Origin of the sequence: Kordia periserrulae, from assembly GCF_003054265.1 — a bacterium.
Taxonomy (GTDB): Bacteria; Bacteroidota; Bacteroidia; order Flavobacteriales; family Flavobacteriaceae; genus Kordia; species Kordia periserrulae.
The window spans coordinates 63,077-76,250 of the sequence record NZ_QBKT01000012.1; the positions used below are offsets into that span (position 1 = coordinate 63,077).

Below are 13,174 nucleotides of genomic sequence, written 5' to 3' on the forward strand. Positions count from 1 at the left end.
TTTTGATTTTAAAATAATAGTCAACTAAAAACAAACAACTAGCAACCAAACATCATCTTTTCAACGTAAAATGTCCTGTAAAAGTTCGTCCGTCTTGCAATTGTACAGAAAACCAATAATCGCTTGATGGCATTCTGGTTCCGTTGATGGTTCCATTCCACGCGTCTTCGGAATTGATAAGGATTCTTAGCAATTTTCCATAACGATCATAAATAAACACTTGTGAATTCGCTTGAAACACACTGGAAATTCCTTTTAATTGCCACGTGTCGTTAACGCCGTCATTGTTGGGCGTGAAGAATTTTGGATAACCTATAACGGCAATTTCTTCTGAAACTATGCCGCAATTGTTTTTAACGTCTTTGATGTACACTGTGTGAAATCCCGCAGGAACATTCTGAAAAACGTTCGATTCTTGATAAATCCCGTTTGGATTGTTTAAGGCATATACATAGTCGCCTTCTCCAGAAACCAACACCGTAACGACATTAGTATCTGAAATATCATCAATTTGAATGTCCGTAATTGTCGCAATATTTGAGGGTTCAACTGTAATGGTTTTTGTTTTAGTGCAAGCGCCTATTTGCGTCACTTCAACCGTATACGTTCCTATTTCGTTGACGTGTATTTCAGGCGTCATTTCTCCTGTGGACCATAGAAATGTGTAATTGTTAAAATCAGTCGTAATACCACTTTCTAACGTAATGTTTTGTGGAAAAAAGTTTAAGCAGTAATACGCCGTTTCTTCCGTTGCAATTGCTGGTAGATTCAACACCGTTAGCGTGACTTCGCCAATTCCGTAACAATCGCCATTTTGTTCCAATCGCGCAAAAATTGTTTGTGAATAGGGTATTGTATTTGTGAATTGAGTTCCCAACGGATTGCTCAATAGCAACGCATCATCTAAGGTTTCATAATACACAACCGTCACATCTGTGGGCAGACCATTCAAAATTTGTGCATCTGCTTCCGACAAATCAAATTGTGTAACACCGAGTTCTTCAATCGTATCACATTCGCTCAGCATAGCATTGTTCACTGCATTTGAAGCAACTTCCAGTGTTACTTCCGCAGTGTTTTCACAACCTGTTGTTAAATCGGTTACTTTCGCATATACCGTTTGCGGATTGGAAATGTTTGTATACGCACTTGTCGTGATTTCATCTGTTAAGTTACTATCTGTGTAATACCGAACTTGACGATTTTGCACAATACCTGCAGCCACTTCTTGATTCGATTCAAAAAGATTAAAAATAGTTATTCCGCTCGTTGAACCGCATTGTACAATAGAAATATCTTGTGTTTCTGGCAGTCCGAATATAGTGCCTGTGATTGGAATTCTTGCGCCGTCTGTACAGCCTGAAAATGTAGGAAGCACCCAAAATGTGGTTGTTTCTGTAAGTGTTACGGTATAACTTGTTCCTGTGTAAATTGGCGTTGTTGCGGTTTCAGATTCGTACCAAAAAACAGTGTCTGTGTTGGTTTCTACATTGAGTGTGACTTGACTCACATCACAACTTTCACTTCCTGTGAGTATTGATTTTGGTGTTTCAATTCGTGTACTTACTGATAAATTGACATCTGGATCGCCAGGCATGCCGCCAAATTCCACAATATATCCTTGTGGATGATACGGACTGTTCGTATCTGTTGAACCAGTATTTGCCAAATCGTTCCACGAACCTAAAATTCCCACACTCGGATCGGTGATGTGTGCATAATTCTCATTTCCAAGATTGTTGGGTTCGCCAGAATTCCAAAATGTGTAAAGTCCGTTTTGAGGCATTCCTCCAACTTCACCTATCCAAAAAACGGTTCCTGCTTCGGGTCCTGTTACCCACTTCCAAGTTCCTTCTTGTTCACTATCAGATGCGCCAATCCAGCCCGTTCCTGAACTTTGTGAGCCTGCCAAATCTGCTTCTTCTTCTGTGGTTAAGGTTGCCAAATAGCCTTGCAGTCCAAAATAATCTTGTGCTTCTGCGGCAGTACGTGCTTGCGTCCAAGTAATTCCTGTGCTTTGGACATAAAAATAATAATGTCCCGTTGACGGTAAATAGTTGGCATCGCCTAGATTGATGGAGAAAAATTTGTCTTCTGTAAAATTGGTTTGCGTCGTTTCAAACACTACCGATTCAATGGCAGCTTCGTATTCTGCAAAGGTGGCTGGACCAACAAGCGCCAAACGACCTAAATCTGGGGTCCAAAAAGCGTTGATATTTGCATGTGTTCCTGTAAGACTTAACAGATCTTGTCCGTTGCTGTAACCTTCCGAAATTTGAATGTAGACAATTGGCAGCGTGTTATCACCAGCATCTGGATCGGTAATGGAAACACTCGTTGCGATGTTCATCGGTGCATCTCCGCAGTATTGTTGGTCGCCTGTTGCGGTAATGGTTGGCGGTGTTTGCGCACGTACATTTGCTACTAATAAGAGCAATATTACACATAATATGTAAGTAGAAAACGTACGCATTTTTTATGATTTTTTTAAAAATACATATTTTTCAGGTGCGGTAAAGCATGATGCTATTTTTTTAACAACTACAACGTTGTAGTTGCTTTTTTTCATTTTTTTGATTGTTCAAGAATAAAATGTAGCCACTTTTCTTGGTATGCACTTCCGCCTTTTTCGCCGACATTGAAATGTCCTGCACCTTCAACCAACACGAATTCCTTTTCTGCGGAAGCAGCGTTTTCATATAACGCCTTTCCATACGTATAATTAATGTTTTCATCTTGATTGCCATGCGCAAAAAGGATAGGTTGTTGAATATTTTGAACTGAGCGAATTGGCTTGACTTCATCAGGATTGAAATTGGCAATTTTCCCAGCTTCACTCAAAGCAGCATCTGAGATAAAACGAAGTCCAAATCCACCCAACATTTTCTTTTTGTAATCGTAGACAATTTGATTTAATTCGGTAAAAGTACTTTCAATGATTCCAAACTGAATACGCTTGTCAAATTCCAATGCTTGAATTGCAATAGCGCCACCAAGAGAGTTTCCCCAAATTCCAATTTTTAGCGTAGGATTTCGCTTTTTGATTTCATCAACAATTGCAGAAATATCTTGCTTTTCATAGAAACCATACGTGCAATATTGTCCGCCACTTTCGCCATGCGCTCTTCCGTCAAAAAGTACAGATGCGATTCCGTAATTTGTCAATTTTCCCGCAAGATTTAAAAAATGTTCTTTGCAACCGCCGATTCCATGAATAAGAATCATAACTGCTACAGGTTTCATTTTGGGTTTTATTTGATATCCTTTAAGTAAAATGCTGTCTTTGGTAGTTATATTTAGTTGTTCACTTTGCAACCCTAATTGTTTTGGTGTGATATCGAGATGAATTTTTTGTGGTTGAATAATAGCATACGGCGCAACATGAATGGTGAGAATATAGCCTGCAACTCCAACAATGAAGAGCAGTACGATGCTTATTTTGAGTAATTTTTTCTTCACCTCATTTCTATGTTTATAGCTACATGATTGAATACTAACCTACTTTTTATTCGCCATGTTGTATTTATCAATCAGTGAAAATGTCAAATATTTGTAGAAATCGTGATTGAAATCTTTGGCTTCAAATATTTCTAACATTTTACTGGTGAGATCGGTAATTTTCGGGTTGCTTCCCGAAGTGGTTGACAAGGTAATAAACTTGTTGATTTTAGAGTCTTTATAGGCTGCATCTTGCATCATTTTGCCCATGCAAGCGTTGTATTTTTTAGCATTGCTGGATGACATGAGCGACTGAATTACGTAATCGCTAATGCCAAAAGTTGCTACTCTGCCATCAATTGCCGTGCGAATGTTTTTAAATAGTGCAATATAACTTTCGCCGCGAGTATTGGCTAAAACTTCGTTTTTTACAAGTTCTTTTTCCGCATTTTTGATGCGTTTTTTTAATTCGGTACCGTTATCATCAAACATACTACACACACAATTCATAAATTGATTTTCGAGTTTGTAGTCGTTGGTTTGTGCATTCGTTTGAAGTGAAATTAGTAATATGATTCCAAAAATGAATCGTGTCACATTATTCTTCATAGTCTTCTTTGATTCGTAATGGATATATGTTTTTGATTTCTTCTTTTTGCGATTCCGTTAAGCTTTCAAATGGTGTTTTGTACTTTTCTTGAGCCAATTCTTCTCGAACTTCTTCAAATGCAGTCACAATCTGACTTTGAATCGTCATAAAGTTTTTATAATTCGCTGCTCTGTCACTTTTAAATATCAATATGCTTTCTGCTTTATTTTTTTTGAGATATTTTTTAACTTTTGATTTAATTGCATCAATTGCGACTTCTTCATTATTTAATGTTACTTTTTGGTCTTCAAAAATTTCTATTTTAAATGCATTTTTTAATTCTTCTTCAGTAAATTCTTCCTCATCTTTATCTGGCAATTCAAAATTAATCCCACTATCGTCAACCTGATTCATCGCTTCAAGCATAGTAAATGTCGTCATACGATAGTAATCGTGCGTAAAGTCTTCGGGTTTTACTATTTTTAAAATGTCATTGGTCAAGGTTTCGCCATCTTCATATTTAGCTATACTTTGTATCAAAACGAGCATTTTCGAGAGTTTTGAATTTTCAAATTTTGGTGAACCAAATACAGCTTCCATACATTTTGAAGTTTCAAGATTGCTGAGTTGTCCTTGAATTTCTGCCATGTAGGTTGCCACGCCCAAGTCTTTTAATTCTGGCGAAAACATATTGCGAATGTCTTTGTAGATTTCCACATAACTTTCGCCTTTAGCATCTTTTAAATACTTAATCTTGATAAGTTTTTTTTCTGCTGTATCAAGAACTTCCTTGAATTTTGCTCCTTTGTCTGGCAACGCTTCGTACACACAATTCATAAAGGCGGTTTCGGTTTCTAGTGTTTTATCTTGCCCAAAAGCTGCTGTAAACGCGAATAGCAATCCTAAAATTAGTAGTGATTTTATATTGATGCGCATAAGTGATTTTTTTATAGAATGATATTTTTTGGTACTCATTAGAAATTACTCCGAAAAGATACAAAATTACACGTACAAAAAAAGCTCCTGAAAACGTCCAGAAGCTTTTTTATGTGCTTTTAAGTTGCTTAAAAAACCTCAAATTTATTCTTGTTACCGCCAACTTTGTTGATTTTATACGTAAATCCAAGCATAAAATAACGTTGCAACACGGTACTTTGCGAATCTTGAATAAAGTCTGCTGTTACCGTTCTTCTTGTGTTGATGTTTTGATCTAATAAATCGTACGCCGTCAGTTTGATGGTTCCTTTGTCATTTAAGATTTTGAGCCCTAAACTCATATTCCAAAATAAAGAACTTCGTTCAAATCCTGGCGCTACATTGGTTTGATAGGTGTAACGCAAATCGTTTCCAAAAACGATATTTTTTGGCCAATATGTCGTTGTTTTCAATCCTACCGTATGCGCTTGAAACGATTCATTGTCAAAATTTTCCAAACTGTATGTTGTCGTGTTGAAGTTTACATTGTACGATGGCTCTATTTCCAACACTTCTTTGTAGTTGTACGTCAATCGAACGCTCGGTGTAAATCCGCTACGCTCGGTAGAAAATTTAACGCCATTGCTAAAGTTGAAATTCTTGTTGTAGTTTCCATACAATCCCACATTGTAACGCAACGATGTACTGTCTTTTTTAATCGTTTTACTAAACGAACCGCCACCATTTGCTCGTATAATTCCGTCCACGTTGGTATAGGTTGTAGTTCGTATTCTGTTTTCGTCTGTGACCGATACAGGCACGATTTGATCATTTGTAAAACCACCCGAAAACCACACAAAAAATCCTGATTGCGTTTTGAAATCGTAGTTGTTAAAGTTAGCGTACATGTTATGACTAAACTCACGATTCAAATTCGGATTACCAACGGTAATGTTTAGCGGATTGCTCACATTGGCTACAGGCTGTAATTGTTGCGCACGTGGCGCTTGCGTTCGTGTGTTGTAGTTAAAATATATACTCATTCCTTGCTTGATACGATAGCGCATGTATCCGTTGATGTTAATGTCTGAAAAGGTAGAACGTACAGATGTATTTTGAATGAATTCTTCGTTTTCGAGTTCTGAAATAAACAATCCAGTATTAAAACTTAGGTATAATTTTTCTGTTTCGTAATTGATTCCAATTCTAGGTAAATGTGTTTGGAAGTTTACGCGTAAATCGGAACTTAAACTTTCGTTGAAATCGTCATACGTATTTGTCGTGTTGTTAAAATCAAAAACACGTCGGTCATTGCGCTCGCGTCTGTTGGAGAAACGATATTCAACGTCTAAAAATAGTTTTTCTTTTAGCGGAATTCGGTATTCAATATCTGCAGAAATATTATTTTCTTTTGATTCTGTATCTGTCAATTGGTCTCTGGTTTCGACAGAAGGCATCGTACCAAAAATTTCATTGGTGGTGTTTAGGAAATTATCGGAAGTATTGTTGATAAAGTTTCCATTCGTCCCAATACGTAAAAACGCACCTTTGCTTCCAAATTTCTTGATGATGTCAATATCAGCTGTGGCGTTTCTACGTTCCGATTCCGTAAAATCGCTGGAAACTCCTGTATTGAGCGTATTACCATCTTCATCTAAGGACTCTTCTGTTCTTGACGAAAAGTTTTCTCCTTCTGTGAATTGAAAGTTTGGTCGCACATAAATTTTAAAGGTAGAATCAATTTCAAATTGCAATTCGGCACTTGCGCGGTGATTGTCATTTTTGTTTAAAAAAGTACTTCTCGAATTTGTAAAAAAGCGTCCGTCTGGCAGAATGTTTTCACGCTCTACCCTACTTTCATTTTCCGAATCGGCACGCGAATAGAAATAATCGGCTACAATTTCTGTTTTGTCTTCGTATTCATCCACAAAACTAATTCCGCCATTGGTAGTCGTCGTAATTCCTTGTCCGCCACCAAAACTTTGTCCGTTGATAGAAAAAGAACCATTACTACTTCTGGAAATACTGTTGGCAGTGCTTCCCATCATATCGTAAATTTCGTCAAAACTAAATCCTGAACTGTTGATGTTGTTTTTACTTCCAAGCACGCTAATGCGTTGTTTGTCGTTAAAGTAGTTTCCAATTCCGCTCATGGCGTAGCGCTCGTCCGTTCCGCCACTTACGGTGGCGCGTCCAAAAAATCCTTTATTTTGGTCTTCTTTCAGCTCTATATTTATGGTTTGCTCTTCGGAAGTTCCTTGTTTTCCTGTAAATTCTTCCGATTCGCTTTTAGTTGTTGTGACTTGAATTTTATCAACGATTTCTTTGGTTAGATTTTTCGTGGCAATGTTCGGATCATTTCCAAAAAACGGCTTTCCATTTACCAATATTTTGTTGACTTCTTTACCGTTCACTTTGATTTTTCCATCACTATCAACCTCAACACCTGGCAATTGCTTGATTAAATCTTCTACTGTGGCATCGGGACGTGTTTTGAAGGAATCTGCATTGAATTCGAGCGTATCTTTTTTAACCGTAATGGGTGCTTTGATAGCCGTAATTTGCACCGCATCGAGTTCGTCTGTTGCCATTTCCATCCCGATTTGCGGCAAGGTGATGACGGATTGGTCAAGCGTAATTTTTTGCTGATGTGGTTTAAATCCTGTAAAAGTCACGAATAAATTGGCTTCTTTTTGTTGGGTACGACCTGCCAATTCAAATTTTCCTTCTTTATCGCTAATTGTGTAGGTAATGAGTGAAGAATCTTTGAGTGTTTGAAGATACACCGTTGCTGATTCTAGCGGTAATTTTGTGGTACTATCTACAATACTTCCTTTAATTTCAAATTCTTGTGCAAAAAGATTTCCAGATAGTAACGTGCAAAGTACTATCAACAGTGTGATAAATGGTTTATTCATTTCGTTTTTTGATTGATAATCGGTTTCGATAACAAACAAACTGAAAAATTCTTCATTTATTATTAAAATAATCTTAAAACACTCGTGAAAGTTCTTAAAAAAGAAAAGCGTTCTCCGTTTGATATATGGAGAACGCTTTTTATGTGGAAGTCACGATGTGACAATTTTATAATTGTGAACTACTCATTTTCGTATATAGAAACTGTTCCGCTGTCTTCATACGAAATGATGACTAAGGCTTTTCCTGTTGGACTGTCATCTGCGCTTACAGCAATGATGCCTTCAGGTGCAAAATCGGTTCCACGTTGTAAAAATTGCAAGAACTGAGGCGCTGTCGGGTTTGTGATGTCGTACACCATTACTTGACTGTTTCTTTCCAATCCTACAAAAAGAATATATCGCTGATTGGCAATGTTTAGTACTTCTACCATTTCAGGTTCTGGACCTTTGTCGTCACTTCTATCATCTACTGCATTGTCTTCCCAATCCCAGTTGAAGCGATTTGGCGTTTCTGCTAAGACTCTGGTAGAAATTTCGTTTCCGCTATCGTACAATAAAGCACCTTCGGCAGACCAAACACTGAACGAGCGCGCTCCGTAGTTGTATAATTTGTCGTAATCGCCATCGCCGTCGGTATCTCCCAAATCCAACGCAATTTTTAAACGCCCGATATTTTCATCATTTTGATAGTTTTCCGTAGCTGGAAAAGCGGTTTCGTCTAAAGTGATATCTTTTATACGATCTTCTCCTACGTAGCCTGGCGTTCCTTCGTATTCTCTAGAATCTCCTTCATTGGCAGAGATGATATAGGTGGTTCCGTTAATCGCTACCGAAGTAATCGCATCTGGTTGATACATTCCGTACACAGGCCAATTTTTCAATTCGTTGACGTTGTCTCTATCGCTCGCGTCTATTGAATTTTCAGGCAAACTATAATCTTTGAAACCTAGTGGATAGATGGCTTCTATCGTTTTGGTTTGAATGTTGATTTTAGCGATTCCGTTATTTTCTTGCAACGCAACCCACGCATATTGTGAATCGTCAGAAACAGTGATGTATTCTGGCTCCACATCTGCTGCTAAGTCCGCATTTGGACCAAATACACGAAATCCTTGACTTTCCAAAGTTGCTTCTTGCGAATTGAACGCTGAAAAATCTAAGGTTGTTACCATATTGCTGGAGAGGTCAATGATACTCACGGTTCCATCTGGGTCTACCGTGTAATCGTCATTTGGCTCTCCTTCATTAGCAACTAAAATAAAGTTTCCATCTTTGGTAAATGTTACCATATCTGGTAATGAGCCTACTGTATATTCATTCACTAACGAATGGTCTGACGTATTGTACACAGCAATTTTTCCTGGCGCTTGTTTGTTGTTTGCTTCAATCGCTATAGCTAATTTTCCATTGTGAATAGCTACACTATTGGGCGCACCAAAACCACTTACGCTGATAGAAGTTTCTTGCACTGGTGCATTGACATCCGAAATATTGTAGATAGAGATTTCGTCTAATGCCGTATTTACCGTGAATAGTTTGTTCGTTGTTGGGTCAAACGCTGAGATTTCCGCTGCACCTTCTCCACCAACAGTGATGGTGTTTTTGAATTGAAAGTTTACAGAAGTATCTACACTTGGAGGTGTTTGATTGTCATCATCGCTATCGCAACTTAGCAATCCTATAATTGCTGCTGCTATAAAAAGTGATTTTTGAAAGGTTTTCATTGTGTTGATTTATGTTTATTTGCGCAAAAATCAACCTTGGGTTTTATTTGAATGTTAGTTAAAAGTGATGGAATTATGGTGCTAGTGGAAAGTTATTGTAAAGGCTTATTGTTTTGGTAACATAGCCTTAATAATAATTTCTTGATTTGTTTCTATTTCATCCATGATAGTGCTCAACTTTACATAGGAAGCTACTGCAGGAAAGTCCTTAAAATTGTATGTAAGCCAATCCATACCATCTGAATATTCATCACGCAGTTTAGTATTTACACTTCGAAACTCTGGATATATTTTTTGTAAATCGCCAAGTGCGTTTTCGAAAGTATTTAAGTCCGTTAAGAGTTGTTTTGATAATTCGGAATGTTCTTCGTTTTCTTTGAAAAAGACAGCATTGCTTTCTTGTACTTTTGGAGATTCACCAATATCGTATTTTTCCATTCCGCCAGGAAATAACGCTTCTTGTATTTTTTTTATTTGCGTGATGATGTTACGAGAAGCTACAACAAATTTTTCTAAATCGGCTTTTCTATCACTTGATGGTTGTGACTCTAATAATGATATGAGTTGATTGATTTGTTCACCAGCACCATTTCCTTCATTCAGATTGATGACGCTAGTTGTAATAAAATCTTCAAGTTTTACATCTTCTGTTTGTGTATCCGTTTTGAGAGAGTCTTCAAGTTTTTCTGTTTCGCTCGCTTCTTTTCCTGTTGCTGTCTCAAACTTTGGAACCGTAGCATTGTTTCTCCCATCCACCGCTAAAAACATCACGCCAATCAGTAGTAGACTGACAATGACAAACGCTATGAGAATTGCTTTGGGTGACATGACTATTTTTTTCTAAAGTAGACCTGAACAGGAACGCCTGTAAAGTCGAACTGCTCTCGGAGCTTGTTTTCTACAAAGCGTCGGTACGGATCTCGAATGTATTGCGGCAAGTTGGCATAAAACGCAAATTGCGGATAGTTCGTTGGCAATTGTGTACAGTATTTTATTTTGATGTATTTTCCTTTGTACGCTGGCGGCGGCATGTTTTCAATGATTGGCAACATGACATCGTTCAATTTACTTGTTGGCACACGATTGGAACGATTTTTATAGACTTGCACCGCAGTTTCAATCGCTTTAAAGATGCGCTGTTTTGTTAAGGCAGAAATAAAAACAATTGGAACGTCTGTGAAAGGTTCTATTTGTTGGCGAATGTGTTTTTCGAATTCTTTTACGGTAGATGTGTCTTTTTCCACCAAATCCCACTTATTGACCAAAATGACAACTCCTTTATGGTTTTTTTCCGCTAGCCAGAAAATATTTTGCACTTGCGAGTCAAATCCTCTTGTAGCATCTACCACTAATAAACACACATCCGAATGTTCAATGGCACGAATAGAGCGCATTACGGAGTAAAATTCCAAGTCTTCTTTTACTTTGGCTTTTCGACGAATTCCGGCAGTATCTACCAAGTTGAATTCAAATCCGAAACGATTGTATTTGGTATCAATCGCATCACGTGTGGTTCCGGCAATGTCGGTTACGATGTAGCGTTCTTCTCCAATTAAGGCATTAATCAACGATGATTTTCCAGCATTTGGACGTCCTACCACAGCAAAACGCGGTAAGTTTTCTTCTTCTTTTTCTTCTACTTCTGGCAGAGCTTCTATAAGGGCATCAAGCATTTCACCTGTTCCGCTTCCGTTGATGCTGGCTATTGGATAATATTCGCCCAAACCTAACGAGTAAAATTCGGTAGCATCGTGCAAACGATTGGCAGCATCAACTTTGTTGACGACCAATAAAACTGGCTTGTTGACTCTGCGAAGTAAGTTTGCCACTTCTTCGTCCATTCCTGTAATGCCTGATTCGACATCTACCACAAAAAGAATGGCATCAGCTTCATCGATTGCCAATTCTACTTGCTTGTCAATTTCTTGTTCAAAAATATCATCGCTTCCAACTACATATCCGCCAGTATCAATCAGCGAAAATTCTTTTCCGTTCCAGTCTGATTTTCCATAATGGCGATCACGAGTCACACCACTTACCGAATCAACAATGGCTTCTCTGCGTTTTATCATGCGATTAAACAAGGTTGATTTCCCTACATTTGGTCGTCCTACGATGGCTACTATATTACTCATTTCGTTCTTTTTGTGCCTGCAAAGGTACATTTTCTAACGACGCGTTAAAAGTAAATTGCAGTAAGTTTTAGGAGTTTGTGAGTTTTGGATATATCTCAGTTACTTTTGCTTAGATTTTTGATGGAAAAAATCTTCCTCATAAAGTTTCATAAATAATCTTGGATCAAATTTCACCTCGTATTTGGGATTAATCTGATTTCGTTCAAATCTAAATTGTACCAATTCATTTAAAAATTCCGAAAGTCCACCAAAACCTCTTTCAGTATCAAATCCTTTAAAAGAAACTTTGATAATTTTGTTTTTGAAATAGAAAATATAATAGTCGCCAACCTTGTTACTTGAAGGTTTTTTGTAAAACACATAATCGCCATTGGCGTAAAATAAATGTATTTCATCACTAGAACTTTTATATCTTTCTAGATATTTTTCATCTTTTTCTTCCCAATAATTATAAATTGAATCTACAAACTTCTTTTTCAGACTTCCTTTAGTATCAACACCGATTTCTATGAGATAATTAGCTTTTATTTTATCATAAGTTCCTCTTCCTACCATTCTACAAGATGTTTGCACTGTAACGTTACTATTTATGGTAAATCTTTGAACAGAAATTGGTTTTTGATCTAGAAATGTAGTTATCGAATCAGAAAGTTTTTGAATTGTGTTATATTTTAAAACAAGACCATCTAAAATTGTCAAGTTCTCTTTTGAAAGCTCCGTTTTTTGTTGTGAATATACGTAGGCATTAGCAAATAGTAAACAGATGAAAATCATTCTCATGATATAGATTTAGCTTTTATAAAAGTAATAGATTGTAAGATTCCAGATTGATAATGTTTTCATAAATCATTCTGAATTGATTGTTAAAGCAATATGATATATATCAGCATTCTTTCGGATGGAATCTGCTATTTTGGATTTTTAAAATAGGCAACTATGAGTTTAGGAGAAGAAATTGTATTGCGACCGCGTTTTAAAATGGAGCTTCCCGAATCTTCGGAAGCAATTTTAGCACGGTTGGAAGCGACAAAGAAAAGTCAAAAAAAATTTGTGGTTTCTCGCATTGATCAGCATGTGTTTATTAAAATTCCGAAAGCGCAACAACATTTTTGGTCGCCGCAGCTGCATGTAGAAGTCGACGAAATTGACGAAAAGTCGTGTGTACTTCACGGATTGTTTGGACCGAGTCCGACCGTGTGGACTTTTTTTATGTTTCTCCACTTTTTAGTCGCGTGTTTGTTTATCGGATTTGGCGTTTGGGCGCATTCCAATGCTGCTTTACAAAATTCGTACGCGCTTCAAATTGCCTTGATGTTTTTCATGGTGGTTATTTGGTTTGTGTTGTATTTCGGCGGGCGCTGGGGAAAAGCAACTGGGAAGCAGGAAATGTTGGCGTTGTATGGGTTTTTGAAGGAGATTATCTACTAATTGAATTCTAAAAAAATACAAAATACT

General features: G+C 37.3%; 10 protein-coding genes. 1 reads left to right on the forward strand and 9 read right to left on the reverse strand.

Annotated features, from left to right (window positions below; genetic code table 11):
* Positions 1–52: 52 nt before the first annotated feature.
* The 9 genes from C8N46_RS18695 to C8N46_RS18735 all read right to left on the reverse strand — a co-directional run bounded on the left by C8N46_RS18695 (position 53) and on the right by C8N46_RS18735 (position 12,499).
* Positions 53–2,473: a T9SS type B sorting domain-containing protein gene (locus tag C8N46_RS18695; protein WP_108116633.1), complete on the reverse strand. Its 2,421-nt coding sequence runs from the start codon at positions 2,471–2,473 to the stop codon at positions 53–55.
* A gap of 92 nt (positions 2,474–2,565) precedes the next feature.
* Positions 2,566–3,459 (reverse strand): alpha/beta hydrolase, encoded by an 894-nt coding sequence (locus tag C8N46_RS18700; RefSeq protein ID WP_108116634.1) that lies wholly within the window; start codon positions 3,457–3,459, stop codon positions 2,566–2,568.
* Between the two features lie 39 nt (positions 3,460–3,498).
* Positions 3,499–4,047, reverse strand: coding sequence for a hypothetical protein (locus C8N46_RS18705; RefSeq protein ID WP_108116635.1), 549 nt, complete (start codon positions 4,045–4,047; stop codon positions 3,499–3,501).
* Positions 4,037–4,963, reverse strand: coding sequence for a biopolymer transporter ExbD (locus tag C8N46_RS18710; protein ID WP_158269207.1), 927 nt, complete (start codon positions 4,961–4,963; stop codon positions 4,037–4,039). The genes C8N46_RS18705 and C8N46_RS18710 overlap by 11 nt, the downstream gene beginning before the upstream one ends.
* 128 nt (positions 4,964–5,091) lie before the next feature.
* A complete protein-coding gene (locus tag C8N46_RS18715) occupies positions 5,092–7,860 on the reverse strand; it encodes an outer membrane beta-barrel protein (RefSeq protein ID WP_108116701.1) in 2,769 nt (922 codons plus the stop codon).
* A gap of 179 nt (positions 7,861–8,039) precedes the next feature.
* The gene (locus tag C8N46_RS18720) at positions 8,040–9,584 is read right to left on the reverse strand and encodes a choice-of-anchor I family protein (RefSeq protein ID WP_108116637.1); all 1,545 of its coding nucleotides are present in this window, start codon (positions 9,582–9,584) and stop codon (positions 8,040–8,042) included.
* Between the two features lie 105 nt (positions 9,585–9,689).
* Positions 9,690–10,412, reverse strand: a complete 723-nt coding sequence (locus tag C8N46_RS18725) for a hypothetical protein (protein WP_108116638.1) — start codon at positions 10,410–10,412, stop codon at positions 9,690–9,692.
* 2 nt (positions 10,413–10,414) lie between these two features.
* Positions 10,415–11,719, reverse strand: a complete 1,305-nt coding sequence (gene der, locus C8N46_RS18730) for a ribosome biogenesis GTPase Der (RefSeq protein WP_108116639.1) — start codon at positions 11,717–11,719, stop codon at positions 10,415–10,417.
* 99 nt (positions 11,720–11,818) lie between these two features.
* Positions 11,819–12,499 (reverse strand): hypothetical protein, encoded by a 681-nt coding sequence (locus C8N46_RS18735; protein ID WP_146169885.1) that lies wholly within the window; start codon positions 12,497–12,499, stop codon positions 11,819–11,821.
* Between the two features lie 156 nt (positions 12,500–12,655).
* On the opposite strand from C8N46_RS18735, the gene C8N46_RS18740 reads away from it, so the two are divergent.
* Positions 12,656–13,147 (forward strand): GTP-binding protein, encoded by a 492-nt coding sequence (locus C8N46_RS18740; RefSeq protein ID WP_108116641.1) that lies wholly within the window; start codon positions 12,656–12,658, stop codon positions 13,145–13,147.
* Positions 13,148–13,174 lie beyond the last annotated feature (27 nt).

Excerpts from the sequence above, each read along its gene's own strand:
- C8N46_RS18735 (WP_146169885.1), bottom strand. The coding sequence starts at position 12,499 with ATGAGAATGATTTTCATCTGTTTACTATTTGCTAATGCCTACGTATAT.
- C8N46_RS18725 (WP_108116638.1), bottom strand. The coding sequence starts at position 10,412 with ATGTCACCCAAAGCAATTCTCATAGCGTTTGTCATTGTCAGTCTACTA.
- C8N46_RS18705 (WP_108116635.1), bottom strand. The coding sequence starts at position 4,047 with ATGAAGAATAATGTGACACGATTCATTTTTGGAATCATATTACTAATT.
- C8N46_RS18695 (WP_108116633.1), bottom strand. The coding sequence starts at position 2,473 with ATGCGTACGTTTTCTACTTACATATTATGTGTAATATTGCTCTTATTA.
- der (WP_108116639.1), bottom strand. The coding sequence starts at position 11,719 with ATGAGTAATATAGTAGCCATCGTAGGACGACCAAATGTAGGGAAATCA.
- C8N46_RS18720 (WP_108116637.1), bottom strand. The coding sequence starts at position 9,584 with ATGAAAACCTTTCAAAAATCACTTTTTATAGCAGCAGCAATTATAGGA.
- C8N46_RS18715 (WP_108116701.1), bottom strand. The coding sequence starts at position 7,860 with ATGAATAAACCATTTATCACACTGTTGATAGTACTTTGCACGTTACTA.
- C8N46_RS18740 (WP_108116641.1), top strand. The coding sequence starts at position 12,656 with ATGAGTTTAGGAGAAGAAATTGTATTGCGACCGCGTTTTAAAATGGAG.
- C8N46_RS18710 (WP_158269207.1), bottom strand. The coding sequence starts at position 4,963 with ATGCGCATCAATATAAAATCACTACTAATTTTAGGATTGCTATTCGCG.